Origin of the sequence: Nocardioides gansuensis (assembly GCF_003076135.1) — a bacterium.
GTDB lineage: Bacteria > Actinomycetota > Actinomycetes > Propionibacteriales > Nocardioidaceae > Nocardioides > Nocardioides gansuensis.
The window spans coordinates 293,127-317,857 of record NZ_QDGZ01000005.1 but is presented as its reverse complement, the minus strand read 5'-3'; the positions used below and the strand labels follow the sequence as shown (position 1 = coordinate 317,857).

The window sequence follows — 24,731 nt, the reverse complement described above, 5'->3', positions numbered from 1 at the left end:
CGGTCAGCCGAGCCAGCTGCGGTAGGCGTCGACCTTGCTGACCACGACGCCGTCGACGCCCAGGCGCTGCAGCCGCTGCCACTCGGCGGGCGTCTCGGACAGGCCACCGACGACCGTGATGCCGTGCTTGCGCAGTCGCTTCACCCGCGTGCGGGTGAGCGCGTCGGCGGGCACGTTGTAGCCGCCGACCTTGCCCCGCGTCTCGCGCACCTTGCGCCACCCCGAGGCGATCAGCTGGTTGCCCAGCCCGGGGGCGAGCTGGCGCACCCGCTCGAGCACGGTCACGCGCAGGCTGGACAGCGCGATCCGGTCGACCAGCCGGGCGTCCTTGATCTGGCGCACGACGCGGCGGACCTGCACGACGGACCAGTTGCTGCCCTTGAGCTCCACCATCAGGCTCAGCCCCTGCTTGCGCTGGGCGAAGGCGAGCAGCTCGTCGAAGTGCGGCAGCGGCTTGCCGCTGGTGTCCTCGCGACACCGCCTGTCCAGCTGGGCGAGGGTCCAGTCGCCGATCGGGCCGGTGCAGTTGGTGGTGCGCCCGACCCCGCTGTCGTGGAGCACGACGAGCTCGTCGTCCCTGGTGCGCCGCAGGTCGGTCTCGATCGCCGTCGCGCCGGCCTCGATCGAGTGCCGGAAGGCCGCCATCGTGTTCTCGCCCAGAGTGCGCGTCGGACCACCGCGGTGCGCGGTGACGGAGAAGTCGCGCTGGCCTTGCTGCCCCGCGTCGGCGGCGTGTGCAGGCAGGGCGGTGGCAGCGGTGGCGAGCGCCAGGGTCAGCGCTGCGCCGACGCCGCGGCGGCGTCGTACGACGTGGGGCATGGCGCACAGGGTAGGCAAACCCGACTCTCTTTACCTTGTCGCCACTCCTGCTCCGGAGCACACTGGAGGGAGCAACGAGTGGAGATGGTGCCATGGACACGCTCGTCGGCGGCCTCAAGGCCACCCATGCGGCACTACGGCAGCGCCTCGACCGCGCGACGACTGCGAGGCCGGGCACCGACGGGGCGCACGTCCGTGACCAGTACCCCGCTATCGACACGTTCCTCGCCGCCACCAGCCGCCACCTCGGCGCGGTCATCGACGTCGTCGTCCCGCCCGTCCGCACGCACGTGCCCGACGGGGTGGCGCGGGCGCGGATGTTCATCGAGCAGGTGCGGCGCACCGAGCTCGCGCTCAACCAGGTCAAGGCCAAGCTCTACGGCTCGACCTACGCGATCCGCCGGCCGTGGGAATCGATCTGGTCCGACGTACGCCGCGAGCTCGAGGCCACCTTCCGGCTGGAGCGCCTGCTCGTGCGTGACCTCGCGGCGCACCACCAGGACCAGGACCCCGACTGGGGCGAGGAGCTTTACCACGCCGAGCTGCACGCACCCACCCGGCCGCATCCCTACATCCCGCACGCGCGGCTCGGCCACCTCGCACGCGGCCTCGCCCGCCGCGTCGACGGCTTCTGGGACACCGCCGAGGGGCGGATGGTCCCCGAGCCGGTGCGCCACCACGACCGCTCCGCGGACGGACCCATCACCCAGTGGCTGCTCGCCGACCCGCACCTCCCCGAGGACGACGACGAGGAGCCCTCCCCGTCCTGAGGCCGATGTGACCGCTCCCTGGGCCGTGTCACGTCCTGCCCTGCCGGGTACCGCGTTTCGTGGAAGACACGACGCGCGCTCGGGCGCGGCACACCCCCGAAGGGATACGCGCCATGGCCCCCGCCGCAGGACATCTCGACCCCCGTCGCCGCTCCCACCGGCCGGACGAGCGCTCCGGCCTCGCCCTGATGGTCGCCCTGCTCGCCGTTTTCGGCGTGCTGGTGCTGCTGTTCACCTGATCTGCGCTGGCGGCCGGCCGTCGCGCGGACCGGACGTCACACCGCGGTCTGCCGCCGGGCGCCGTCGAGGGCCAACAGCAGCACGCCGCGCAGGGCGGCGATGTCGCCGAGGCGGCCGGGCACGACCTCGGGCTCGTCCTCGAGGGCACGGGCGCGCAGCACCTCGGCCAGGCTCGCGCGCAGCGGCTCCGGGGCGAGCACCAGCGATCCCGAGAGCACCACGAGCCTGGGCGCGGTGAGGGCGGTGAGCCAGGAGGCAGCGGTCCCCAGCACGCGTCCGGCCTCGGCCGCCGCGGCGAGGACCTCTGGTTCCCGCCTGTCCGCGAGCACGGCGTACGTCGAGACGCCGGGCCGGCGGGGCAGCCGCTTGCCCGTGGACCGCTCGACCACGCGTCGTACGGCGGGGCCGGAGGCGAGCGTCTCCACGCAGCCCCGGCGCCCGCAGCCGCACCGCGCGTCGGCCCCCGGCCAGGCACAGTGGCCGAGCTCACCCGCGGTCCCGTCCGACCCGTCGAGCAGCCTCCCCGCCTCGATGATGGCCGCGCCCACGCCCTCGTCCTCGAACAGCAGAACGACGTCGTCCACGTCCTGCGCAGCCCCTTCCCTGTGCTCGGCGATCAGGGAAGCCTGCGCAGCGCCCCGCACCACCACCGGGACGTCGACCTCGAGTGACGCGAGCCTCTCCCGCAGGAGCGACGCCACCGGCACGTCGCGCCATCCCAGGTTGGGAGCCAGCACGCAGGTGCCGGTGGCCGGCTGCACCAGCCCGGTGACGCTCACGCCCAGGGCGCGCAGGCGCTGGAGGCCGCCGTGGTCGGACGTGGCGTCCACCAGGGTGGCCCACACGGCATCGAGCACCTCCTCCGGGAGCTGCCGCCTGGGCCGACCGCCGAGGGGGACGTCGTGGATGCCGAGCGGCTCGCCGAGCGCGTCCGCCACCATCACCCGGGTGCGGCCAACGCCGAGCTCGATGCTGGCGACCAGCGCGCGGTCCGCCGCGTACTCGATGAGCACTGCGGGGCGACCGCCCCCGGGCTCTGTGCGGCTGAGCCCGACCTCCCGGACGACGCCGTCGGCCTGCAGCCGCGCGACGATCGTCGAGACGGTCTGCTTGGCCAGGCCCGTGCGCCGGGCGAGGGCCGCGCGGGTGGTGGGACCCCCCTGGCGGAGCTCCTCCACGACCACGGCGGTGTTCGCCGCCCGGAGTGCGCTCGCCCCTTGACCGGCCACGCAGCGCAGCGTACTTTACCAGTTAGTCCATGTCTTGGACTAACTCGCCGATCGCAGGAGGAAGACCGTGGCCGACGCCCTCACCCCCACGCCGGAAGACCGCTTCAGCTTCGGGCTCTGGACCGTCGGCTGGACCGCCCGCGACCCTTTCGGCGACGCCACCCGCCCGCCCCTCGACGCGGTCGAGGCCGTGCACCGCCTCTCCGAGCTGGGCGCCTGGGGCATCACCTTCCACGACGACGACCTGATCCCCTTCGGCAGCGACGACCCCGAGCGGGAGCGCCGGATCGACGCCTTCCGCAAGGCCCTCGACGAGACCGGCCTCACGGTCCCGATGGTCACCACCAACCTGTTCAGCCACCCGGTGTTCAAGGAAGGCGCCCTGACCGCGAACGACCGGGACGTACGCCGCTTCGCCATGCGCAAGGTGATGCGCAACCTCGACCTCGCCGCCGAGCTCGGCGCGCAGACCTACGTCTTCTGGGGCGGGCGCGAGGGCTCGGAGACCGAGGCCAGCAAGGACATCGGCGCCGCGCTCGACCGCCTGCGCGAAGGACTCGACACGCTGGCGCAATACTGCATCGACCAGGGCTACGACATCCGGTTCGCGCTCGAGCCCAAGCCCAACGAGCCGCGCGGCGACATCCTGCTGCCCACGGTCGGCCACGCACTGGCCTTCATCGCCAGCCTCGACCACGCCGACCGGGTCGGGGTCAACCCCGAGGTCGGGCACGAGCAGATGGCCGGGCTCAACTTCGTCCATGGGGTCGCGCAGGCACTGTGGGCCGGCAAGCTGTTCCACATCGACCTCAACGGCCAGCGCGGGATCAAGTACGACCAGGACCTCATCTTCGGGCACGGCGACGTGCTCAACGCGTTCTTCCTCGTCGACCTGCTCGAGACCGCCGGCTACGACGGGCCCCGCCACTTCGACTACAAGCCGCTGCGCACCGAGGACACCACTGGCGTCTGGCAGAGCGCCGAGGCCAACATGCGCACCTACCTGATGCTCAAGGAGCGCGCCGCTGCGTTCCGCGCCGACCCGGAGGTGGTCGAGGCGCTGGAAGCCGCCCGCGTGCCCGAGCTGGCGACGTCGACCCTGGCAGCAGGCGAGTCGTGGCAGGACCTGCTCGCCGACCCGTCGGCCTACGAGGACTTCGACCCCGAGCTGGCCGGAGCTCGCGGCGTCGGCGCCGTCCGCCTCGAGCAGCTCGCCGTCGAGCACCTGCTCGGCCGGCGCTGAGCCTGGGCCGCCGGCTCCTGCCGGCAGATGGCAGACCGGCTTGATGAGGTGTTCGGTCAGGGTCTTCTTCCGGTCACGGCGTTGAGCCGCTGCGCGGTGGCGCTCGCGACCCTTCCGGTGGTAGCCAGGCACCGGCCGGACGCGGTGGTGGTCTGGTTCGACGCGCACGCCGACCTCAACACCCCCGACAGCTCCTCCACCGGCTACTTGGGCGGACTTGCCTCAAGTGGTCCGCTCGGCCTGTGGGACTCCGGCCTCGGAGCCGGCCTGGCCACCCGGAACGCCGTCTTGGTCGGCGCACGGGACATCGACGCACCCGAGCAGGAGCTCATCGACGCCGAGACCCTGGCCCTGGTCAAGGTCGGACCATCCATGGCCGACGAGCTGCGTCAGGTGGTGGGCGGGCGACCGGTCTACGTGCACATCGACTGCGACGTCCTCGACGCCGGCACCGTGCCCACGGACTACCTCGTCCCCCACGGCATGACCCTCGACGACCTCCACGCGACCGCCCAGGCGCTTGCGAAGTCCGAGCTTGTCGGACTCGAGGTCGGTGAGCTCGAGTCCGCAGCCGACGACACCAACCCTCCGACCTACGTCAGTCGGCTGCTCGACGCACTCGACCCACTCCTGCCGATCCCCCACGCGCGACAGGGCGATTGACGTGGACTGGCACTGGCGGCAGTTCCGGACGGGCGGGGCACCACGGGGCATGGACCACAGTTTGGTCCCGATCCCTCTAATGCCGGGTGTAGGTCGCAGCGGAACGGGTCAAGGGTCGGTAACCGTTCACGTGTCACGCTAGTGCCCTTGACGCGTGCAGCGGAGGCCGGACAGTGGTGCGCCGAGGGAACGGGACTACCGGACGTTGGTACACAGCCGACGACCACCTCGACCCTCTCACCGCACCCGGCGACCATGACCAATACGAGCGACCTCTTAGCCACTGAGCGTCGCATTGACTGGTCGAGCGGCCAGGATGGGGTCCGCGTGTCTGAGCACGATGCGCCACTGTCCGTCCTCACGGCGGTAGACGGAGGTCACCCGAAGGGCAAACGACTCGGGCTCAGAACGACCGCCAAGGATTCCCTCGCCGCGTTCGATCTCGTGGTAACAGGCGAGATCCTCCGAAATGAATCTGGTGAGTACGTCGAACGCTGACACCCGGCCGTTTCGCCAGCGGGCCGCCGCCGCTTCCAGCGTCCGTGATACGTCGGCCCATCCTGTTACAGCGGGACCCCACGGATTGGCGAGCGTCACGTCGTCGCGGCGTGAAAACAGCAGCATTGCTGGACCAGGGTCGCCGGTCACGAAGACCTGCCATGCCTGCTCACATTGGCTGGCGAACTCATCGAGATCCATACCGGTTTCCGTCCCCGACAGCGTGACGAATCTAATCGGACCTATGCCCCCTCGCCACGGGAGGACCTATACCGAAGTTGCTCAGCCACCTTGAGGCTCGATCCGCACGGATCAGGTTTTTGGGCGAGGTTTCCACTCCCCCATCCCGCTCAGACTGCTCCCTGGATCCGGCGGAGTCCATGGTCGGATGGGGTGGTTCGACCCCAGTCGCGGGTGGGCTGCCACAGATGGCTCACACCGTACGACGTCCCGCCTGCAGTCGCGGTCGGCGCTCCGGTCGGACCAGCGGGATAGGGCACACTCACGAACTCACGAACTCACGAACTCGCGGCTCAGCGTCGCGCCGCGGTCGACGGTGTGGCTGTGGCTTCGGAGGTGCCGGCGGCGGGCAGCACATGGTGGGTGATGACCGCGCAGAACGCCCATGGACCGCTCGCCGTCTCGTCCTCTGCGTCGGGCACGAGAAAGCCCCTGCCAGCGTTGGACTGGTCAGGGGCCGTTTCACTCGGAGCCGCCTGTCGGAATCGAACCGACGACCTAATCATTACGAGTGATTCGCTCTACCGACTGAGCTAAGGCGGCACGCTGCCCGGCGTCAGTCGGATCGCGACCAGCCGGGCAACCAGAGAAGGATAACGCCCGTCCCCGGCGGGGTCGAAATCAGGTCGGCAATGGTGGTGTCGAGGCGCGCTGCGCTCGTACTTCCACCATCGAGAGGGTTTCAGCAGTCGGTGGGGTCGTCGGGCACGGTGCCGGCGATCAGGTATGCCTCGATGGTCTCGTCGACGCAGGCGTTGCCGGAGTTGTAGCCGGTGTGGCCGTCGCCGTCACGGCGCAGCAGCACACCGGACTCGAGCTGCTCGGCCAAGGCCTCGGCCCAGCGCAGCGGGGTCGCCGGGTCGCGGGTGGTGCCGACCACGAGGATGGGGGCGGCGCCCTCGGCGCGGATCTCGAGCTCGTCGCCGGCCGGGCCGCCGAAGCCGCGGCAGCCGGTCAGGGACCAGGCGAAGACCCGGCCGAACGTGGGCGAGGCCTCCTCGAAGTCGGCGTACTGCTGCTCGACCTTCCCGAAGGGCACCGAGCTCGGGTCGTCGAGGCAGTTGATCGCGTAGATCGCCTCCATCGAGTTGTCGTTGTAGCCGCCCGCGCCGCGGGAGGTGTAGAGGTCCGCGAGCTCGAGCAGCGCGTCGCCCTTGCCGCCCAGCGCCTCGCGGAGAGCCGCGGAGAGCAGGAACCAGTAGTCGCGGGCGTAGAGCGGCAACACCAGGCCGTAGAAGGCGTTGCCGATGCGCAGCTCGCGTCCACTCGACGTGGGGAGCGGGTCGGCGTCGATGTCCGCCAGCAGCCCGGTGATCGTGTCGAGCCCCTCCTCCACGCTGTCACCCAGGAAGCAGTCGTCGGTCTCGAGGCAGTTCTCGATGTAGGCACGCAGCGCCGTCTCGAAGCCGGCCGCCTGCTCCAGCCCGAGCTCGCGGTTGTCGAGGGTGACGTCCACGGCGCCGTCGAGCACGAACCGCCCGACCCGCTCGGGGAACAGCTCGGCGTAGGTCGCGCCGAGCTTGGTGCCGTAGGAGGCGCCGAAGTAGGTGAGGGCGGGGTCGCCCAGGGCGGCGCGCAGGACGTCCATGTCGCGCGCGGCCTCCACCGTGGAGACGTGGCTGACCAGCTCGCCCGAGCGCTCGCGGCAGCCGCGACCGAAGGAGAGCACGTCCTGCCTGTACGACGCCGCCTCGGCCGCGTCGTCGGGGTCGGGATCTCCCGCGATGAACTCGTCGAGCTCGCCGTCCGTCAGGCAGTCGACGGGGGCCGACTCGCCGGTGCCGCGGGGGTCGAAGCCCACGATGTCGAAGTGGCGCCGGAGCGGCTCGCGGAAGACGCGGCCGGCCGCCGCGGCGTAGTCGGTGCCGGGGGCACCAGGGCCGCCGGGGTTGACCACCATCGACGAGAGCGCCTGGCCCCTGGCCGGCACCCGTAGCAGCGCCAGCTCGATGGTGTCGCCGGCGGGGTCGGCGTAGTCGAGGGGCACCTCGAGGGTGGCGCACTCGTGGCCGTCCTCGCACGTCTCCCACTCCAGGGTCTGGGAGTAGAAGTCGGCGAGCACGGGATCGCCGGGCTCCTCGGCGTCCCCGGTCTCGGACTCGATCGGAGTCGGGTCGGGGGCAGCCAGCTGCTCCTCGGCCTGGCCGTCGTCACCGGACCGCAGGGCCGACAGCCCCAGCACGCCGGCCCCGACCAGCACGACCGCAAGCACCAGCACCAGTGCGACGAGACGCTTCACCGACCTGCTCCCCCCGGCAGCCTGAGCGCCACCATCATGCCCTCGAGCGCGAGCTGGGGCGGGACGTTGAACTCGAGCATCTGCTCACGCGCCACGAAGATCGCGTCGACCATCCGCAGCAGCTCCTCCGACGACACCCGCCGGGCCAGCTCGGTGACATCGGGCCGGATCTCCTCGTTGACCAGCTGTCCGGGGGCGCCGACGCCGAGCGCGATGGCGTCACGGTAGACCGACACGAGGTCGACCAGGCACCGGTCGACGACGTCGAGCACCCGGCGCTTGGCGCGGGTCTTCTGGTCGCGCTCCATCGCGGCCAGCGCGGGGGCGTACTCCCTCGGCCGCCGGCCCCGCTCCACCACGCCGTAGGCCGAGTCGAGGTCGGCCTTCTCCTTCGCGTCGAGCTCGGACGTGATGGCCTCGGCCTCCTCCTTCGCGAGCTCGTGGATCGAGGTGGCGGCCGTCATGCACGCTCCGAGCGAGGTCAGGCGCGCCGGGAGGCCGATCACCTCGTTGCGCCGGCGTCGGGTCGACTCGTCGCGGGCGAGCGCCCGGGCGCGGCCGATGTGACCCTGGCTGGCGCGCGCGGCGTGCGCGGCGAGCGCCTCCCCCACCCCGAGGGTGCGGACCAGGAACGCCGCCACGTCCTCGGCCGTGGGTGTCGTCAGCGAGACGAGGCGGCAGCGGGACCGGATGGTCGGCAGCACGTCCTCGGTGGTCGGCGCGCAGAGCAGCCACACGGTGCGGGGGGTCGGCTCCTCGATCGCCTTGAGCAGCGCGTTGCAGGCCTGGTCGGTGAGCCGGTCGGAGTCCTCGACGACCAGCACCTGCCAGCGGTCGCCCGCCGGCGCCAGCGCGGCCCGGCGTACGAGCTCGCGCACCTCGTCGACGCCGATGGAGAGCTTCTGCGTGCGGATCACGGACACGTCGGGGTTGCTGCCGGCCAGCACCGTGCGGCAGGCCTTGCACTGCCCGCAGCCGCTGCCGGTCTCGCACTGCAGCGCGGCCGCGAAGGCCACGGCCGCGTTGGAGCGCCCGGAGCCCGGTGGCCCGGTGAAGAGCCAGGCGTGGGACATCCCGTCCCCGCTCGCCGCGCGCTGGAGCGCCGCGACGACGGGCCGCTGGCCGACCAGGTCGTCCCAGACGGTGCGCGTCTGCGTGGCGGAGCTCATGCCAGCCTCCCCAGCAGCGGCTCGACCCGGGCCCGCACGGCCGCCGCGATGTCCTCCACGGCCGCCCGCGCGTCGAGCACGAGGTAGTGCTCCGGGTCTCGCGCGGCGAGGTCGAGGAAGGCCTGCCGGGCCCGGTCGTGGAACTCGGTCGACTCCGCCTCGATGCGGTCGCGCTCCTCGAAGCGACCCAGACCCGCCTCCGGCGCCACATCCAGTACGACGGTCAGGTGCGGCCGCAGGTCTGCGGTGGCCCAGCGCTGCACCCACTCGACCTCGGCGCCGTCGAGCGTGCGGCCCGCCCCCTGGTAGGCCAGGGAGGAGTCGACGTAGCGGTCGGTGATCACGACCTCGCCGCGCTCGAGCGCCGGCCGGACCACCCGGCGGACGTGCTCGGCCTTGTCCGCGGCGTACAGCAGCAGCTCGGTGCGGGGCGAGAGGTCGCCGGTGGCGGGGTCGAGCACGATCCGGCGCAGCTCCTTGCCCACCTCGGTGTCCCCGGGCTCGAAGGTGAGCACGACGGTGTGGCCCCGCGACCCCAGCCAGTCGCGGAGCAGGCGTGCCTGGGTCGACTTGCCGGCGCCCTCCCCGCCCTCGAAGCAGAGGAAGAGGCCGGACTCGGCGAACACCCCGGGGCTCGGCTGTCGGCTCACGCGCCACACCCTACGGCGGGGCTGGGACACCCGCGCGGTCGAGTGGTCTCCATACGCCCGCTCGTTCCTCGCGCGCTACTCGACCAACGAAATCCGTCAGGACTTCTTCGACGCAGCCTTCTTCACCGGCGCCTTCTTGGCAGTCTTCTTGGCGGCGGTCTTCTTGGCGGCGGTCTTCTTGGGCGAGGTCTTCTTCGCCGGGCCCTTGGCGCGCCGCTCCTCGAGCAGCTCGGCCGCTCGCTCGAGGGTGATCGACTCGACGGAGTCGTCCTTGCGCAGGGTGGCGTTGTACTCACCGTCGGTGACGTACTCACCGAAGCGGCCCGCCTTGACCACGATCGGCTGGCCGGAGACCGGGTCGTTGCCGAGCTCCTTGAGCGGAGCCGTCGAGGCGCCGCGGCCACGGGCCTTGGGCTGGGCGTAGATCGCCAGCGCCTCGTCGAGGGTGATGTCGAAGATCTGGTCCTCCGCCGCCAGCGACCGCGAGTCGCTGCCCTTCTTCAGGTAGGGCCCGTAGCGGCCGTTCTGCGCGGTGATCTCCTCGCCGTCGGTGGCGACTCCCACGACCCGCGGCAGCGAGAGCAGCTGGACCGCCTGCTCGAGAGTGACCGTGTCGAGCGACATCGACTTGAACAGTGACCCCGTGCGCGCCTTGGCGGACTTGGGCGCGTCCTCGGGGAGCACCTCGGTGACGTAGGGGCCGAACCGGCCGTTCTTCGCCACGACCTCCAGGCCGGACTCCGGGTGGCGGCCGAGCGACCTCTCCTCGCCGGCGGGGTTGGCGAGCAGCTCCTTCGCCTTCTCCAGCGTCAGCTCGTCAGGAGGCAGGTCATCGGGCACGTTGGCGCGCTTGCCGGCGGGGGCGCCGTCGTCGCCGGGGCCCTCGAGGTAGGGGCCGTACTTGCCGACGCGCAGCGAGATGCCGTCCTCGGGCGAGCCGATCGGGAAGGTCGCGAGCCCCTTGGCGTCGATGTCGCCGAGGCCCTCGACGAGGCTCTTGAGCCCCTCCACGTCGCCCGACCCGAAGTAGAACTCGGCGAGCTCGGTGACCCGGTCGCGGCGGCCGGCCGCGATGTCGTCGAGGACGTCCTCCATCCGCGCGGTGAACTCGTAGGAGATCTGCCGCGGGAAGTGCTCGACCAGCAGCCGCACGACGGAGAACGCCAGCCAGGCCGGCACGAGCGCGGTGCCCTTCTTGTAGACGTAGCCGCGGTTGACGATCGTGCCGATGATCGAGGCGTAGGTCGACGGCCGGCCGATCTCGCGCTCCTCCAGCTCCTTGATCAGCGTGGCCTCGGTGTAGCGCGACGGCGGCTTCGTCTCGTGGCCCGACGGGGTGACCGACGCGGCGGTGACCGCGTCGCCCTCCTGCAGCGCCGGCAGCCGGGTCTCCTGGTCGTCGCGCGCGGCCGCGGCGTCGTCGGTGCCCTCGACGTACGCCTTGAGGAAGCCGTGGAAGGTGATCACGCGGCCGCCGGCGGCGAAGACGACGTCCTCGCCGGTCGCGGCGGTGCCGCCGATGCGGACGCTGACGCTCTGGCCGGTGGCGTCCTTCATCTGGGAGGCGACGGTGCGCATCCAGATCAGCTCGTAGAGCCGGAACTGGTCGCCGGTCAGACCGGTCTGCGCAGGCGTGCGGAACGAGTCGCCGGCGGGGCGGATCGCCTCGTGCGCCTCCTGGGCGTTCTTGACCTTGGACGCGTAGGTGCGCGGGGCGTCCGGGAGGTATTCGCTGCCGTAGAGCTCCCGGACCTGCTCGCGGGCCGCGTTGACCGCGGCGCCGGAGAGGGTCGTGGAGTCCGTACGCATGTACGTGATGAAGCCGTTCTCGTAAAGCCGCTGGGCGACGCTCATCGTCACCTGGGCGCTCATGCCGAGCTTGCGGCCGGCCTCCTGCTGCAGCGTCGTCGTGCGGAAGGGCGCGTACGGCGAGCGGCGGTAGGGCTTGGACTCGACCGACCTGACGTCGTACGTCGTGTCCGACAGCGCCGCGGCGAGCGACTCGGCGCGCGGCCGGTCGAGGTGGACGGGTCTCGACTCCGCTCGACCAGCGGGATCCTTGAGCAGGCCGTCGGTGCCGAAGTCGCGGCCGCTGGCCACGCGGGCGCCGTCGACGGTGTGGAGGCGGGCGGGGAACATCCGCGGACCGGAGTCGCCGCCAGCGGCTCCGGCGTCGAAGGTGGCCTCGAGGTCCCAGTAGGACGCGCTGCGGAAGGCCATCCGCTCCCACTCGCGGTCGACGACGAGGCGGGTGGCGACCGACTGCACGCGGCCCGCGGACAAGCCGGACATCACCTTGCGCCACAGCACCGGCGAGACCTCGTAGCCGTAGAGGCGGTCGAGGATGCGCCGCGCCTCCTGCGCCTCGACGAGGTCCATGTCGATGTCGCGGGGGTTCTCCGCGGCGGCGAGGATCGCCGGCTTGGTGATCTCGTGGAAGACCATCCGCTTGACCGGCACCTTGGGCTTGAGCTCGTCCAGCAGGTGCCAGGCGATGGCCTCTCCCTCACGGTCCTCATCGGTGGCGAGGTAGAGCTCGTCGGCGTCCTTGAGGAGCTGCTTGAGCTTGGTGATGTGGCTCTTCTTGTCCCGCGGCACGACGTAGTAGGGCTCGAAGCCGTTGTCGACGTCGACGGCGAGGCGGCCCCAGGGCTTGTCCTTGATCTTGGCCGGGGTGTCCGCGGCGTTGTTCGGGAGGTCGCGGATGTGACCGATCGACGACTCCACGACGTAGCCCGCGCCGAGGTAGCCACCGATCTTCGTTGCCTTGGTGGGTGACTCGACGATGACGAGCTTGTGTGCCACTTCTACTCCTGCTCCAGGGGGGTGATGCGCGGCAACGGTAGCGCCACATCGCGACAACTCCACGCCGGATCCACACCGCTCCCCCAGGTGGACTACGTCCACGCACCTCGCAGGACCCGGCCAGGTGCGGGCGTGTCGCCTGTGGATGGGGCGCCCCGGGAGCCGCCTGTGGATGAGCGGGCCGGGCCTGTCGGTGCCCGGGGAGAGCGTCGGAGGACCGAGACCCCGGCCTCGAGGAGGCACCGTGAGCTACCACCACGACCACCCGAAGGACTACCTGTACGACGAGCAGCGGCGGCCGCAGGTGGTGCCGCCCGAGCCGCCCGCCGCACCAGCGCACCCTCGAGTGGCTCGACTCGGTCGTCGGGGGGCGAGCGGCGCTGCTGGCGCTGACTGCGCAGCCGGAGCCGGCGCCGCTGCTGCGGGACGTGGTCGACCCGGTGGCCGACGAGCCCTGGCTGGTCGTGGCGGGGGTACTGTGAAATCAGGGGCAGGGGTCCCCCGTGATCCGAGGAGTCGTGAGCCATGGCCGCGATCGATATCGACGACCCGCACGTGCGGGCGGCAGTCCAGGAGCTGGCGCGTCGACGGGGCGTGTCGCTCACCCAGGCGGTGAAGCAGGCGGTGGACGAGGCCCTCGCCGTGGAGTGGGAGAAGGAGAGGCGCGCGCCCCGCCCCGGCCGCGAGTTCCCCCACGAGATCCGCGCCGGTGGCGTGGCGTCGTCCAGCGACCGGGTGGTGCAGCCGCCCAGGGCACCGTGAGGCGTCGAGGAGCTGGCCCGCGGTTCAGCGGGTGATCACGTCGGCCAGCACCTCGTCCCACTCCCGCAGGAAGCGGGCGAGCCCGTAGCGGGTGCGCACGTGCTCGCGGCCGGCCGCGCCGAGGTCCGCCGCCAGCGCCCGGTCGGCGAGCAGCCGGTGCACCGCTGCCCGCATGGCCGCGGGGCCGGGCACCAGACAGCCGCCGCCGGGCGGCACAGCCCGCCAGGCCTCGGTGCTCGCGAGCGCCACGGCAGGCATGCCGAGGTGCATCGCCTCCAGCAGCGACAGGCCCAGCGAGGTCCACCGCGGCGTGTGCACGTAGACCCGGCGCAGGGCTAGGGCGTCGTGCAGCTCGGCCTGGGTGAGGGACTCGTGGGCACTCACACCGCCCCCGAAGCCCGACACCCGCATGCCGAAGAGGTCGACCGGGGTGTCCCGGGCGAGTTCCTCGACCAGGTCGCTGCCGACGGCCCGGCCGCGTCGGACCGGGTCGTTGAGCACCACCGCGGCGCGCGCCAGCTCACCGGTCCAGCGGCGGCCGGGGTCGACGATGCCGTGCTCGACGACGTGCACCGGCGCGTCGCCGCAGTCCCACATCAGCGCGTTGAAGGCGGTCACGTGCACGACCGGGATCTCCGACTGACCAGCCAGCGGATGGCGGGTGAACGGCACGTCGCCCCCGGGCGTGTTGTGCTCGAGATAGACCGCGGCCACGTCCCGGCCCGGGCGCCGGCCGAGCCACCGGGTCGCCAGCTCCAGCTCGTGCGGGCGCTGCACGACCACCACGTCCACGGCCGCGTCGGCGAGCTCCGCGGGCGACATCTCGACGGCACTGGCGGGCCAGTCCCAGGAGGCGGCCCGGCCCAGTCCGTCGGGTCCGCGGCCGGGCAGGGTCGGCAGGAGGTAGTCGTGGCTGCCCTGGAGGAAGGAGGTCAGCCATGAGCCGTGGACGTGCCAGACGAGGACGCGCATCAGGCGCTCCGGCCCAGGGCGCGGACCTCCCACCCCGCGGCCCGCCAGGCGAGGACGTCGACGACGAGCCGGGCATCGAGCAGCCGGGGCGCCGCCACGAGCCCGCGCAGCCACACCGGGTCGAGCGCGGCATAGTCCGGCCAGTCGGTCAGCAGGAGCACGGCCTCCGCGCCACGGCAGGCGTCCTCGACATCCTCGAGATAGTCCGGCCCGGGCACGGCGGCCTTGGCCGCCGTGAGGGCGGCCGGGTCGTGCACCCGGACGTGTGCCCCGGCATCGCGGAGGGCGACGACCTCCGCCAGCGCCGGGGAGTCGCGGATGTCGTCGACCCCGGCCTTGAACGCGGCGCCGAGGACGGCCACCTCCCTGCCCCGCACCGACCCGCCGACCATGTCCTGGACGATCGCGAGCACCCGGTCGCGCTGGTGCCGGTTCACGGCGTCCACCTGGGCGATCAGCTCCAGCGGCACGGTCATGCCGAGCTCCCTGCCCCGTGCCAGGAAGCTCCGCAGGTCCTTGGGCAGACAGCCGCCACCGAAGCCCAGACCGGGCGCGAGGAACTGGCTGCCGATCCTCGGGTCCGCCCCCACGACCTCGACGAGGCCGGCCCCGTCGGCGCCCGACCGCTCGCACATCTCCGCGAGCACGTTGACCAGCGAGATGCGGCGTGGGCGGCCGCCCGGGACAGGTCGGTCGTGAAGGCGAGCCGACCCGCCGCCGTGCCCTCCGCGAGCAGCCTCTCGAGGCCGGGCTCGGCATAGGGCGAGCGGCCCTCGGCCAGGGTGCCGACGAGCGACGCGTCGACGTCGACCCCGAGCACGTCGTGGCCCATGGCGGACAGCGTCGCTGCGTGGGCGCTGCCCAGCCGCCCGACGCCGACCACTGTGAGACGCATACACCGGCAGGTACCCGAGAGCCGGTTCTCCATGCTCGAGGTGCTCCTGCTCCGACCACCGGACACCTCCGTGGTGAGAAGCGGTTCGAACGGGTACCCACCGCTTCTGGGAGAACCATGGGGCCAATGTGAGGAAGTCGGGAGGGAGCCGATGAAGGTCCTCGGGGTCAACGCGCTCTTCCACGACCCGGCGGCCGCCCTGGTGGTCGACGGGCGGATCGTGGCGGCGGCGGAGGAGGAGCGCTTCTCCAGGCGCAAGCACGGCCACCGGCCGGTGCCCTTCGCCGCCTGGGAGCTGCCCGAGCTGGCGATGGCGTGGTGCCTCGAGACGGGCGGGCTCGACCCGGCGGACCTCGACGCGGTCACCTACTCCTACGACCCCTCCCTGGCCCGGCCCGCCGAGGCACTCGGCCTCGACGACCCGTGGGACCGGCTGCGGCAGGCCTATGCCCGGCGGGCACCGGAGTTCCTCGCGACGGCACTGCCCGGGCTCGACCCGGCCCGCGTCCACTTCGTCCCGCACCACATCGCCCATGCGGCCTCCGCGTCCCTCGCGGGTCCCCTGGACGACCCGGACGTGCTGGTCCTGGACGGCCGCGGCGAGTCCGCGAGCCACCTGTCCGCGTCGTCGCACGACGGCCACCTCGACCCGCTGGTCGCGCAGGCGCTCCCCCACTCGCTCGGCCTGCTCTACGAGGACCTGACCCAGCACCTGGGCTGGCTGCGGAGCAGCGACGAGTACAAGGTGATGGCGCTCGCGTCCCATGGAGAGCCGCGGCACGCAGGTGTCATCGGTGAAGCGGTCCGCGTCGACGGCCAGGGCGGCTTCCGCACCGAAGCGCTGGACTGGGAGGCCCTCGCGCCCCGTCGCGCCGCGGGTGATCCCTGGACGGAGCAGCACGCCGACCTCGCCTCGAGCGTGCAGCGGGTCCTGGAGGGCGTCGTGCTGGAGCTGCTGGACTGGTTGCATGGCCAGACGGGCAAGCGCGACCTGGTGCTGGCCGGCGGAGTCGCGCTCAACTGCGTGGCCAACACACGCGTGCACACCGACTCGCCGTACGAGCGGGTGTGGGTGCAGCCCGCGGCCGGGGACGCCGGGACGGCCCTGGGCTCGGCCCTCCACCTGGCCCACGCCAAGGGCGAGCCGGTCAGCCCTATGCCCGGCGCGGACCTCGGCCGGGGCTGGAGCGACGACGAGATCGAGGCGGTGCTGCGTGACGCCGCGATCCGCTACGCGAGGCCGGCCGAGGGCATCGCCGAGGCGGTCGCGGCGACTCTCGCGGACGACGGCCTGGTCGCGTGGTTCCAGGGTCGCAGTGAGTACGGTCCGCGCGCCCTGGGCCACCGGTCACTGCTCGCCCACCCCGGTCGCCACGCGAACCTGGACCGGCTCAACCGGGTGAAGGGCCGCGAGGAGTTCCGGCCGGTCGCGCCGATGGTGCTGCTCGAGCGCGCCGACCGGATCTTCAGCCGCGGCCCCCTCCCCTCGCCGTACATGCTCTTCGTCCACGACGTGGCTCCCGGGTGGCGCGACCGGATCCCGGCGGTCGTCCACGTCGACGGGACGGCGCGGGTGCAGACGGTCGACGCCGCGACCGAGCCGCTGGTGGCGGAGATGCTCGCCGCGTTCGAGCGGCGCACCGGGCTGCCGGTCGTGGTCAACACCAGCCTCAACACCGCCGGCCGCCCGATGGTCGACAGCCCGCGCGACGCCCTGGAGTGCTTCGGCTCGGCACCCATCGACCTGCTCGCGATCGGCCCCTTCACGGTCCGGCGCAGCGAGGTGACGACGTGACGGCCGGGGTCCTCGGACACCCGGAGGTCCTGCCCACCACCGTCGTCGTGCCGACCATCGGCCGGCCCGCGCTGAGGGACCTGCTGGACGCGCTCGCCCGCGCCACTGGTCCCCGGGCCGAGCGCCTGGTGCTCGTCGACGACACCCCCGACGGGGCGGTGGACGAGCGGGCGTGCCGGCGGCCCGGGCTCCCCGAGGTCGTCGTGCTGCGCAGCCACGGCCGCGGTCCGGCAGGGGCGCGCAACCTCGGCTGGCGGATGGCGCAGACCGAGTGGGTCTCCTTCCTCGACGACGACGTGGTCCCCGACGACGACTGGTGGGACCGACTGGCGGCCGACCTGGACAAGGCGAACGCGGACGTGGTCGGCGGCCGCCCGGCGGCGGCCAGTCAGGGCCGCATCGTGGTGCCGCTGCCGGCCGACCGCCCGCTGACCGACGAGGAGCGCAACACCGCGGGCCTCGCGAGCGCGCAGTGGATCACCGCCGACATGTCCTACCGCCGCGACGTGCTCGTCCGCGTGGGCGGCTTCGACGAACGCTTCCGCCGCGCCTACCGCGAGGACGCCGACCTGGGGCTGCGCGTCGTCGAGCGTGGCGGCCGGATCCTGCCGGGCGAGCGCACGACCCGGCATCCGGTGCCGAGGTCGCGCTGGAGCGCGAGCATCGCCCGGCAGCGCGGCAACGCCGACGACCAGCTGATGCGACGCCTGCACGGCGACGACTGGCGCGACCGCGCGGGGGCTCCACCCGGGAGGCTCCGTCGACACCTGGCGACGTCCACGGCCGGTGCCCTTGCTGTGGTGCTGGGGCTCGGGGGCGCGCTGCGGCGCGACCACCGGCTCCGGCTGTTGGCCGCGGCGGCCTCCGCAGGCTGGGTCGCAGGTACGGCGGAGCTCGCCGCCGCCCGCATCGCCCCCGGTCCCCGCACCGTGCGCGAGGTGGCGGCGATGGTGGTCACGAGCGTGGCCATCCCATCGGCCGCGGCGGCCCACGCGGCCCGCGGCCTGGTCACCCACGTGCGCGAGCGGCCCTGGCCGGGAGCGCCGGACCTCGTCCTCTTCGACCGCGACGGCACCCTGATCCGCGACGTGCCCCGCAACACCGACCCGGCACGGGTCGAGCCGGTGGCGCACGCCCGCGAGGCGCTCGACCGGCTGCGCGCGCTCGGCATCCCCGTCGGCGTCGCCACCAACCAGGCGGCCGTCGGCCGCGGCCAGATCTCGCACGAGGACTGTGCCCGGATCAACGCGCGCGTGGAGGAGCTGCTCGGCCCCTTCGACACCTGGCAGGTCTGCGCCCACCGGCCCGAGGACTGCTGCGAGTGCCGCAAGCCCGGCCCCCAGCTGGTGGTCCGGGCGTGCAGCGAGCTCGGCGTCCGGCCGGAGCAGTGCGTGCTCATCGGCGACACGGCCGGTGACCTCGGCGCGGCGGAGGCCGCGGGTGCGACCGGCATCCTGGTGCCCAACGCCGCCACCCGTCCCGAGGAGGTCCTCGAGGCCGCCCACGTCGCGTCCGACCTGGTCACGGCCGTGGAGATCGCACTGAGGGGGTGGCGATGACGCACAGCCTCGTGGTGCGACCGGACGGCATGGGCGACGTGCTCCTCGCCGGCCCCGCGGTGCGTGCCGTCGCGGCCGGCTCCGACCGGCTCACCCTGCTCGCGGGGCCACGGGGCGCCGACGTCGCGAGGCTGCTGCCCGGCGTCGACCAGGTGCTCTGCTGGTCACCGCCCTGGATCGACCCGACCCCGGCAGCGGTCGAGCGAGAGGAGGTGGAGCGGATCGTCGACGACCTCGCCGGGCGGGGGATCGACCGGGCACTGGTGCTCACCTCGTTCCACCAGAGCCCGCTGCCCACCGCCCTGCTGCTGCGGATGGCCGGCGTGCCTTGGATCGGGGCGATCAGCGAGGACTATCCCGGCTCGCTGCTCGACCTGCGCGTCCACCCGCCGGGCGACGTCCCGGAGGCCGAGCGCGCACTCGAGCTCGCCCGTGCCGCCGGGCACGACCTGCCGAGAGGTGACGACGGCCGGCTGCGCGTCGACGTCGAGGTGCCCGACCCGGTCGAGTGGCGTCCCGGACGGCGCCCGCGCGTCGTCATACATCCCGGCACGTCCGTGACCGCCCGCGCCTGGCCGCCCGGCCACCACGCCGAGCTGGTCGCAGCCCTCGCCGAGCAGGGCGCCGACGTGGTCGTCACCGGCGCACCGTCCGAGGCAACGCTGTGCGCCCGGGTCGCCGGCGACGAGGCCGTGGACCTGTCCGGGCGCACCGGCGTCGCCGGCCTCGCGGCCGTGCTGGCGTCCGCGGACGTCGTCGTGGCGGGCAACACCGGCCCTGCCCACCTGGCCGCCGCCGTCGGTACGCCGGTCGTGTCGCTCTTCGCGCCGACCGTGCCCGCCGAACGGTGGGCGCCGTACGGCGTGCCCCACGTGCTGCTGGGCGACCAGGACGCGCCCTGCCGGGCCACCCGGGCCACCACCTGTCCGGTCCCGGGGCATCCCTGCCTGTCCTCGGTGACGGCACAGGACGTCATCCGCGCCATCGAGAAGCTCACCACCTCCGGAGGAGGAACCCCATGAGGATCGCACTCGTCTCCGAGCATGCCAGCCCCCTCGCCACCCTGGGCGGTGCCGATGCCGGCGGGCAGAACGTCCATGTGGCCGCCCTGGCGCGCGAGCTGGCCGGTCACGGCCACGACGTCACCGTCTTCACCCGTCGCGACTCGACCACCCTGCCAGACGAGGTGGCGGTCGAGGAGTCCGGCGTCCGCTACCTCGTGCGCCACGTCAGTGCCGGGCCGCCGGACGAGGTGCCCAAGGACGACCTCTGGCCGCACATGTCGGCGTTCGCCGCGGAGCTGGCCCTGTCGTTGCAGGACGGCCCCTACGACATCGTGCACAGCCACTTCTGGATGAGCGGCTGGGCGACCCTGCGCGCCGTCCGCGGCACCCGTTCGCTCCTGGGGCTCCCGGTCGTGCACACCTTCCACGCCCTGGGCGTGGTGAAGCGACGCCACCAGGGCGACGCCGACACCAGCCCGCCCGGACGGCTCGAGGTCGAGCGGGACATCGGCCTCGGCGTCGACCGGGTCATCGCCACCGCCACCGACGAGGTGCGCGAGCTCGAGGCGCAGGGGATCGGCGCAGACCGCTGCACCGTCGTGCCGTGCGGCGTCGACGTCCGCCACTTCCGGCCCGACGTGGCACCGGCAGCCGAGCCGCCGCGGACCGCCACCCACCGGGTGCTGGTGCTCGGCCGCATGGTGGAGCGCAAGGGGATCGCCGACGCGGTCACCGCGCTGCAGTGGCTTCCCGACACCGAGCTGGTGATCGCCGGCGGGCCGCGCGCGGACGTGCTGCACCTCGACCCCGAGGCATCCCGGCTGCGCGGCGTCGCTGCCGAGGCCGGGGTCGCCGAGCGGGTCCGGTTCCTGGGCAGCGTGAACCACGAGGACGTGCCGGGCGTGATCCGTGCGGCCGACGTCGTGTGCTCAGTGCCCTGGTACGAGCCCTTCGGCATCGTCCCCGTCGAGGCCATGGCCTGCGGCCGCCCCGTGGTCGGCACGGCGGTCGGCGGCCTCCTCGACACCGTCGTCCCCGGCGTCACCGGCGAGCTGGTGCCGCCGCGCGACCCGCGCGTGCTCTCGGGGGCGCTGCGCGACCTGCTCGCCGACCCCGGCCTGCGCGCGGCGTACGGCGCCGACGGCGTGCGGCGGGCACGCGAGCGTTTCTCCTGGCCGCAGGTCGCCGAGCGGACGCTGCAGGTGTACGACGAGGTGATCGGTCTGGCCACCCCGGGCCGGGGCCGGGAACAGGGGGCAGTGCGATGACGTTCTCAACCCCCTCGGACGGCACTCACCTCGACGAGCTCCGGAGGGCACTCGACCAGCTCGACGACGCCGTGGCCGTCACTCAGCGCTGGGGTGCCGAGCTGGCGCAGGTGCTGCCCCGCGGCGGCCGGCTGCTGGCCGCCGGCAACGGAGGCAGCGCGGCCCAGGCCCAGCACCTCACCGGTGAGCTGGTCGGCCGCTACCGGCTGGACCGACCGCCCTACTCCGCCATCTGCCTGAGCGCCGAGACGTCCACCCTGACGGCCATCGGCAACGACTACCCGCCCGACGAGCTCTTCGCCCGCCAGGTCGACGCGCACGGGCGGCCGGGCGACGTGCTCGTGCTCATGTCCACCAGCGGCCAGAGTCCCAACGTGGTCGAGGCGGCCCGACGCGGCCGGCTCGCCGGCCTGCGGGTCTGGGCCTTCACCGGCCAGCTGCCCAACCCCCTCGCCGAGGCTGCCCACGAGGTGCTGGCGGTGCCGGCGCCGCTGACGGCGACCGTGCAGGAGCTGCACCTGGTGGCCCTGCACATGCTCTGCGCCGCGTTCGACGACGCGCTCGGCGTGGGGTACGCCGCTGACGTCCCGCCCGGCGAGCAGGGAGGCCGGATCGCATGACGCGCGGACCGCTGGTCGTCGTGGGCGACGTGCTGCTGGACGTGGACGTCTGCGGCTCGGTGTCCCGCACGGCGCCCGACTCCCCCGCCCCGGTCGTCGATGTCGTACGCCGGGTCGAGCGGCCCGGCGGAGCGGGGCTCGCGGCCTGGCTCGCGACAGGCGACGGCTCCCGCGAGGTCGTCCTGCTGATGGCCCTGGGGTCCGACGACGAGGCACAGGTCCTGCGCCGGCGGCTGGCCGAGCGGGTCCGCCTGGTCGAGATCGGCACCACCGGCCGGACCACCGTCAAGGCCCGGGTGCGGGCCGATGGGCAGACGCTGCTGCGGATGGACCGGGGTGACGCGGGCGACCTCGGCGACGTGCCGCCCGAGGCCGGCGACGTGCTGGCGTCGGCGAGCGGGGTGCTGGTCTCCGACTACGGCCGGGGAGTGTCCTCCCACCCTGGCGTCAGGGCGCTCCTCGCGGCGGTCCCGCGGCGTGCTCCGGTCGTCTGGGACCCGCACCCCCGCGGGGCCGACCCGGTCTCCGGCACCCTGGTCGCGACCCCGAACGAGGGCGAGGTACGCCGGTTCGCCGGCGACCCGGCGCCCGACCTGGCCGGGCTCTCCCGCAGCGCCGCCGCACTCGTCGAGCGCTGGGAGGTCCGCGCGCTCGCGGTGACCCGCGGCGCCGCAGGCGCCCTGCTCTCCTACGGTGCCGGCATCCCCGTGCACCTGCCCGCCCCCGAGGTCCCCGGCCGGCCCGTGGACACCTGTGGCGCCGGAGACCGCTTCGCGGCGAGCGTCGCGCTGGCGCTCGCCGAGGGCGCCCTGATCAGGGAGGCCGTCGGCACCGCCGTCGTCGCGGCAGCCGACTTCGTCCGCGACGGCGCCGCCGCCACGTGCATGGACCCGCGGCCTCGGGTGCCTCGCACATCCGGCGACGCGGTGGCCCTGGCCCGCGAGGTCCGGGCCGGTGGCGGGACCGTGGTGGCCACGGGAGGCTGCTTCGACCTGCTCCACCGCGGCCACGTCGAGACGCTCCAGGCCGCCCGCCGGCTCGGCGACTGCCTCGTCGTGTGCCTCAACTCCGACGACTCGGTGAGGCGGCTCAAGGGGCCCGACCGCCCGATCGTCCCACAGGAGGACCGGGCCCGCGTGCTGACAGCCCTGGACTGCGTCGACGCGGTCGTCGTCTTCGAGGAGGACACCCCGAACGAGGTGCTGCGCACCCTCCGGCCGCACGTGTGGTGCAAGGGCGGGGACTACTCCGACGCCGCCCTTCCCGAGGAGCAGGTGCTCCTCGAGTGGGGTGGCCAGGCCGTCACCCTGCCCTACCTGGCAGGCCGCTCCACGACCCGACTGGCACGAGCAACCCAAGGAGGAGAGCCATGAACCACACCCCCCAGCAGCTCGGCACCGTCCTGGTGACCGGCGGGGCGTCCGGCCTCGGCCGGGCCGTCGCTGCCGCGGTCGCCCAGCAGGGCGGCACCGCCCACATCCTCGACCGGCACGAGCCCAAGCCGCTCGAGGGCCTCGAGATCGGCCACATGGTCGTCGACCTCGCCGACTCGCGTGCCGCCGCGGAGGCGGTCGAGGCGGCAGCCCGAGAGCACGGAGGCCTGGACGCCGTCGTCACCGCCGCGGGGATCGACGCCTGTGGCAGGCTCGAGGACGTGCCCGCCGAGGACTGGGAGCGGGTGATCAGGGTGAACCTCATCGGCACCGCCGCCGTGGTCCGCGCCGCGCTGCCGCACCTGCGGCGCAGCCACGGCCGCGTGGTCACCGTGGGGTCCACGCTCGGGCTCAAGGCCGTCAGCGACGCGACGGCGTACTGCGCCTCGAAGTTCGGCGTGACGGGCTTCAGCCGCGCGCTGGCCACCGAGCTGGGCGGAGAGGTCGGCGTCACCATGCTGGTGCCCGGCGGCATGCAGACGGCGTTCTTCGACGGGCGCGACGAGCAGTACCGGCCGCCGGCGGACGCGATGCTCAACCCGCCGGAGCGCGTCGCCGACGCCGTGCTCTTCGCGCTCCGCCAGCCGCCCGGCTGCGAGGTCCGCGAGCTGGTGGTGACGCCCTCGGTCGAGCCGTCCTGGCCCTGACGTGCCGGTCGCCCTCGTCCTGCGCGCCCTGGGCCTCGGTGACCTGCTGGTCGCGGTGCCCGCCCTGCGGGCGCTGCGGCGGGCGCTGCCCGGCCACGAGATCGTGCTGGCGACCCCCCGCACGCTCGCCGGACTGGCGACAGCCACCGGAGCCGTCGACCGCGTGCACGACATGCGTGGCCTAGGCGACCTCGGCTGGCCCGGTCCCCCACCCGACGTGGCGGTCAACCTGCACGGCAGCGGCCCGGAGAGCCACGACGCGCTCACCGCCACCCGACCGCGCCGGCTCGCGGCCTTCGGGGAGCCGGCCACCGGCTCGCCCGGGCCGCGCTGGGACCCGGACGAGCACGAGGTACGACGGTGGTGTCGCCTGGTCTCCGACTGCTTCGACGTCGAGGCGGACCCGCAGGACGGCCTGCTGGAGCCGCCGGTCCGGGTCGCCGGCGACGGCACCGCCGTCGTGCATCCCGGCGCCGCGTCCCCGGCCCGCCGCTGGCCACCCGGCCGGTTCGCCGAGGTGGCACGACGGCTCGCCGCCGAAGGCCGGCGGGTGCTGCTGACCGGCAGCGCCGACGAGGTGGACCTGTGCCGCGAGGTGGCGAGGACCGCAGGCCTTCCCAGGGAGTCGGTCGCAGCCGGCACGACCTCCACCGACTCGCTGGCAGCGCTGGTCGCGGCGGCCGACGTCGTGCTCAGCGGCGACACCGGCGTGGCGCACCTCGCGGCGGCCTACGACCGCCCAGCGGTGGCGCTCTACGGTCCCACCCCACCGACGACCTGGGCGCCCCTGTGGGGCCGGACCAGGGTGCTGTGGCACGGCACGGGGGCCGGCGACCCGCACGCCGCGGAGACCGATCCGGCCCTGGCATCGATCACGGTCGACGAGGCGTGGGCCGCGGTCGTCAGCCAGCTGGGCGGCCAGGTGCCTCGCGGAACCAGCGCACCGTGCGCGCCAGCCCCTCGGTGAGGTCGACCTCCGGCTTCCAGCCGAGCCGCTCGACCGCCATCGTGATGTCCGGGCAGCGACGATCGGGGTCGTCCACCAGCCGGTCGACGAAGGCGATCTCCAGCCGCTCGATCCCCACCGCGCGGGCGATCGCCTCCGCGATCTCCAGGACGGTGACCTCGTGCGGGTTGCCCACGTTGACCGGCCCCGGCTCGCCCGACTCCGCCATCCGCACCAGCGCCTCGACGGTGTCGTCGACGTAGCA

General features: G+C 73.4%; 24 protein-coding genes, 1 tRNA gene and 1 pseudogene. 13 read left to right on the top strand and 13 right to left on the bottom strand.

Annotated elements, in window-relative coordinates:
- Nucleotides 1-3 precede the first annotated feature (3 nt).
- Nucleotides 4-819 (bottom strand): glycerophosphodiester phosphodiesterase, encoded by an 816-nt coding sequence (locus DDE18_RS13350; protein WP_116572748.1) that lies wholly within the window; start codon nt 817-819, stop codon nt 4-6.
- 92 nt (nt 820-911) lie between these two features.
- Here DDE18_RS13350 and DDE18_RS13345 point away from each other — a divergent pair, with 92 nt between their 5' ends.
- Both DDE18_RS13345 and DDE18_RS24030 read left to right on the top strand, forming a co-directional pair.
- Nucleotides 912-1,589: a hypothetical protein gene (locus tag DDE18_RS13345; RefSeq protein WP_116572747.1), complete on the top strand. Its 678-nt coding sequence runs from the start codon at nt 912-914 to the stop codon at nt 1,587-1,589.
- A gap of 113 nt (nt 1,590-1,702) precedes the next feature.
- Nucleotides 1,703-1,828: a hypothetical protein gene (locus tag DDE18_RS24030; RefSeq protein ID WP_281258378.1), complete on the top strand. Its 126-nt coding sequence runs from the start codon at nt 1,703-1,705 to the stop codon at nt 1,826-1,828.
- A gap of 36 nt (nt 1,829-1,864) precedes the next feature.
- On the opposite strand, the gene DDE18_RS13340 is transcribed toward DDE18_RS24030, so the two are convergent.
- A complete protein-coding gene (locus tag DDE18_RS13340; protein ID WP_116572746.1) occupies nt 1,865-3,058 on the bottom strand; it encodes an ROK family transcriptional regulator in 1,194 nt (397 codons plus the stop codon).
- A gap of 67 nt (nt 3,059-3,125) precedes the next feature.
- On the opposite strand from DDE18_RS13340, the gene xylA reads away from it, so the two are divergent.
- Together xylA and DDE18_RS13330 are read left to right on the top strand one after the other, a co-directional pair.
- Entirely contained in the window at nt 3,126-4,301 is a 1,176-nt protein-coding gene (gene xylA / locus DDE18_RS13335) for a xylose isomerase (RefSeq protein ID WP_116572745.1), read from the top strand.
- A gap of 27 nt (nt 4,302-4,328) precedes the next feature.
- Nucleotides 4,329-4,964 carry an arginase family protein gene (locus tag DDE18_RS13330; protein WP_116572744.1) on the top strand — a complete coding sequence of 212 codons (636 nt, stop codon included), beginning with the start codon at nt 4,329-4,331 and terminating at the stop codon, nt 4,962-4,964.
- Between the two features lie 276 nt (nt 4,965-5,240).
- Here DDE18_RS13330 and DDE18_RS13325 read toward each other — a convergent pair whose 3' ends face one another.
- The 7 genes from DDE18_RS13325 to topA form a co-directional block, all read right to left on the bottom strand.
- Entirely contained in the window at nt 5,241-5,663 is a 423-nt protein-coding gene (locus tag DDE18_RS13325) for a YybH family protein (protein ID WP_116572743.1), read from the bottom strand.
- A gap of 332 nt (nt 5,664-5,995) precedes the next feature.
- A complete protein-coding gene (locus tag DDE18_RS24025) occupies nt 5,996-6,124 on the bottom strand; it encodes a hypothetical protein (protein WP_281258377.1) in 129 nt (42 codons plus the stop codon).
- 48 nt (nt 6,125-6,172) lie between these two features.
- Nucleotides 6,173-6,245, bottom strand: a tRNA-Thr gene (locus tag DDE18_RS13320).
- 139 nt (nt 6,246-6,384) lie between these two features.
- Entirely contained in the window at nt 6,385-7,941 is a 1,557-nt protein-coding gene (locus tag DDE18_RS13315; RefSeq protein ID WP_116572742.1) for an alpha/beta hydrolase, read from the bottom strand.
- Nucleotides 7,938-9,110 (bottom strand): DNA polymerase III subunit delta', encoded by a 1,173-nt coding sequence (locus DDE18_RS13310; RefSeq protein WP_116572741.1) that lies wholly within the window; start codon nt 9,108-9,110, stop codon nt 7,938-7,940. The genes DDE18_RS13315 and DDE18_RS13310 overlap by 4 nt, the downstream gene beginning before the upstream one ends.
- Nucleotides 9,107-9,760: a dTMP kinase gene (tmk, locus tag DDE18_RS13305; protein WP_116572740.1), complete on the bottom strand. Its 654-nt coding sequence runs from the start codon at nt 9,758-9,760 to the stop codon at nt 9,107-9,109. The genes DDE18_RS13310 and tmk overlap by 4 nt, the downstream gene beginning before the upstream one ends.
- 96 nt (nt 9,761-9,856) lie before the next feature.
- Nucleotides 9,857-12,565, bottom strand: coding sequence for a type I DNA topoisomerase (topA, locus tag DDE18_RS13300; protein ID WP_116572739.1), 2,709 nt, complete (start codon nt 12,563-12,565; stop codon nt 9,857-9,859).
- A 525-nt stretch (nt 12,566-13,090) separates the two neighbouring features.
- Here topA and DDE18_RS13295 point away from each other — a divergent pair.
- Nucleotides 13,091-13,327, top strand: a complete 237-nt coding sequence (locus DDE18_RS13295; protein ID WP_116572738.1) for a type II toxin-antitoxin system VapB family antitoxin — start codon at nt 13,091-13,093, stop codon at nt 13,325-13,327.
- Between the two features lie 24 nt (nt 13,328-13,351).
- Here DDE18_RS13295 and DDE18_RS13290 read toward each other — a convergent pair whose 3' ends face one another.
- The 3 genes and pseudogenes from DDE18_RS13290 to DDE18_RS24260 form a co-directional block, all read right to left on the bottom strand.
- Nucleotides 13,352-14,299, bottom strand: a complete 948-nt coding sequence (locus DDE18_RS13290) for a glycosyltransferase (protein WP_116572737.1) — start codon at nt 14,297-14,299, stop codon at nt 13,352-13,354.
- Entirely contained in the window at nt 14,299-14,946 is a 648-nt protein-coding gene (locus tag DDE18_RS13285; RefSeq protein WP_245916676.1) for a UDP binding domain-containing protein, read from the bottom strand. Before DDE18_RS13285 ends, DDE18_RS13290 begins: the two co-directional genes overlap by 1 nt.
- A 77-nt stretch (nt 14,947-15,023) precedes the next feature.
- Nucleotides 15,024-15,194 (bottom strand): annotated as a pseudogene (locus DDE18_RS24260) (UDP-glucose 6-dehydrogenase); the annotation flags it as partial.
- A 151-nt stretch (nt 15,195-15,345) separates the two neighbouring features.
- Here DDE18_RS24260 and DDE18_RS13280 point away from each other — a divergent pair.
- The 8 genes from DDE18_RS13280 to DDE18_RS13245 are packed head-to-tail and all read left to right on the top strand — an operon-like array spanning nt 15,346 to nt 24,487.
- Nucleotides 15,346-16,989, top strand: a complete 1,644-nt coding sequence (locus DDE18_RS13280; protein ID WP_116572736.1) for a carbamoyltransferase family protein — start codon at nt 15,346-15,348, stop codon at nt 16,987-16,989.
- Nucleotides 16,986-18,548: an HAD-IIIA family hydrolase gene (locus DDE18_RS13275; RefSeq protein ID WP_116572735.1), complete on the top strand. Its 1,563-nt coding sequence runs from the start codon at nt 16,986-16,988 to the stop codon at nt 18,546-18,548. Before DDE18_RS13280 ends, DDE18_RS13275 begins: the two co-directional genes overlap by 4 nt.
- Nucleotides 18,545-19,570 (top strand): glycosyltransferase family 9 protein, encoded by a 1,026-nt coding sequence (locus tag DDE18_RS13270; RefSeq protein WP_116572882.1) that lies wholly within the window; start codon nt 18,545-18,547, stop codon nt 19,568-19,570. The genes DDE18_RS13275 and DDE18_RS13270 overlap by 4 nt, the downstream gene beginning before the upstream one ends.
- The gene (locus tag DDE18_RS13265; protein WP_116572734.1) at nt 19,567-20,820 is read left to right on the top strand and encodes a glycosyltransferase; all 1,254 of its coding nucleotides are present in this window, start codon (nt 19,567-19,569) and stop codon (nt 20,818-20,820) included. The genes DDE18_RS13270 and DDE18_RS13265 overlap by 4 nt, the downstream gene beginning before the upstream one ends.
- On the top strand, nt 20,817-21,440 hold the full coding sequence (locus DDE18_RS13260; RefSeq protein ID WP_116572733.1) for a D-sedoheptulose-7-phosphate isomerase: 624 nt from the start codon (nt 20,817-20,819) through the stop codon (nt 21,438-21,440). The genes DDE18_RS13265 and DDE18_RS13260 overlap by 4 nt, the downstream gene beginning before the upstream one ends.
- Nucleotides 21,437-22,813 carry a D-glycero-beta-D-manno-heptose 1-phosphate adenylyltransferase gene (gene rfaE2, locus DDE18_RS13255; protein ID WP_116572732.1) on the top strand — a complete coding sequence of 459 codons (1,377 nt, stop codon included), beginning with the start codon at nt 21,437-21,439 and terminating at the stop codon, nt 22,811-22,813. The genes DDE18_RS13260 and rfaE2 overlap by 4 nt, the downstream gene beginning before the upstream one ends.
- Nucleotides 22,810-23,520: an SDR family oxidoreductase gene (locus DDE18_RS13250; RefSeq protein WP_116572731.1), complete on the top strand. Its 711-nt coding sequence runs from the start codon at nt 22,810-22,812 to the stop codon at nt 23,518-23,520. The genes rfaE2 and DDE18_RS13250 overlap by 4 nt, the downstream gene beginning before the upstream one ends.
- Before the next feature lies 1 nt (nt 23,521).
- Complete coding sequence (locus DDE18_RS13245) at nt 23,522-24,487, top strand: glycosyltransferase family 9 protein (RefSeq protein WP_116572730.1); 966 nt, start codon at nt 23,522-23,524, stop codon at nt 24,485-24,487.
- On the opposite strand, the gene DDE18_RS23680 is transcribed toward DDE18_RS13245, so the two are convergent.
- Complete coding sequence (locus tag DDE18_RS23680; RefSeq protein ID WP_245916673.1) at nt 24,423-24,695, bottom strand: Rossmann-fold NAD(P)-binding domain-containing protein; 273 nt, start codon at nt 24,693-24,695, stop codon at nt 24,423-24,425. The genes DDE18_RS13245 and DDE18_RS23680 overlap by 65 nt on opposite strands.
- Nucleotides 24,696-24,731 lie beyond the last annotated feature (36 nt).

Bases quoted from the DNA above. Each gene is read 5' to 3' on its own strand.
- DDE18_RS13325 (WP_116572743.1), bottom strand. From the start codon at position 5,663: ATGGATCTCGATGAGTTCGCCAGCCAATGTGAGCAGGCATGGCAGGTC.
- DDE18_RS13250 (WP_116572731.1), top strand. From the start codon at position 22,810: ATGAACCACACCCCCCAGCAGCTCGGCACCGTCCTGGTGACCGGCGGG.
- rfaE2 (WP_116572732.1), top strand. From the start codon at position 21,437: ATGACGCGCGGACCGCTGGTCGTCGTGGGCGACGTGCTGCTGGACGTG.
- DDE18_RS24030 (WP_281258378.1), top strand. From the start codon at position 1,703: ATGGCCCCCGCCGCAGGACATCTCGACCCCCGTCGCCGCTCCCACCGG.
- DDE18_RS13345 (WP_116572747.1), top strand. From the start codon at position 912: ATGGACACGCTCGTCGGCGGCCTCAAGGCCACCCATGCGGCACTACGG.
- DDE18_RS13265 (WP_116572734.1), top strand. From the start codon at position 19,567: ATGAGGATCGCACTCGTCTCCGAGCATGCCAGCCCCCTCGCCACCCTG.
- DDE18_RS13295 (WP_116572738.1), top strand. From the start codon at position 13,091: ATGGCCGCGATCGATATCGACGACCCGCACGTGCGGGCGGCAGTCCAG.
- DDE18_RS13270 (WP_116572882.1), top strand. From the start codon at position 18,545: ATGACGCACAGCCTCGTGGTGCGACCGGACGGCATGGGCGACGTGCTC.
- DDE18_RS13310 (WP_116572741.1), bottom strand. From the start codon at position 9,110: ATGAGCTCCGCCACGCAGACGCGCACCGTCTGGGACGACCTGGTCGGC.
- DDE18_RS13350 (WP_116572748.1), bottom strand. From the start codon at position 819: ATGCCCCACGTCGTACGACGCCGCCGCGGCGTCGGCGCAGCGCTGACC.
- DDE18_RS13330 (WP_116572744.1), top strand. From the start codon at position 4,329: ATGGCAGACCGGCTTGATGAGGTGTTCGGTCAGGGTCTTCTTCCGGTC.
- DDE18_RS23680 (WP_245916673.1), bottom strand. From the start codon at position 24,695: ATGGCGGAGTCGGGCGAGCCGGGGCCGGTCAACGTGGGCAACCCGCAC.
- DDE18_RS13290 (WP_116572737.1), bottom strand. From the start codon at position 14,299: ATGCGCGTCCTCGTCTGGCACGTCCACGGCTCATGGCTGACCTCCTTC.
- DDE18_RS13280 (WP_116572736.1), top strand. From the start codon at position 15,346: ATGAAGGTCCTCGGGGTCAACGCGCTCTTCCACGACCCGGCGGCCGCC.
- DDE18_RS13260 (WP_116572733.1), top strand. From the start codon at position 20,817: ATGACGTTCTCAACCCCCTCGGACGGCACTCACCTCGACGAGCTCCGG.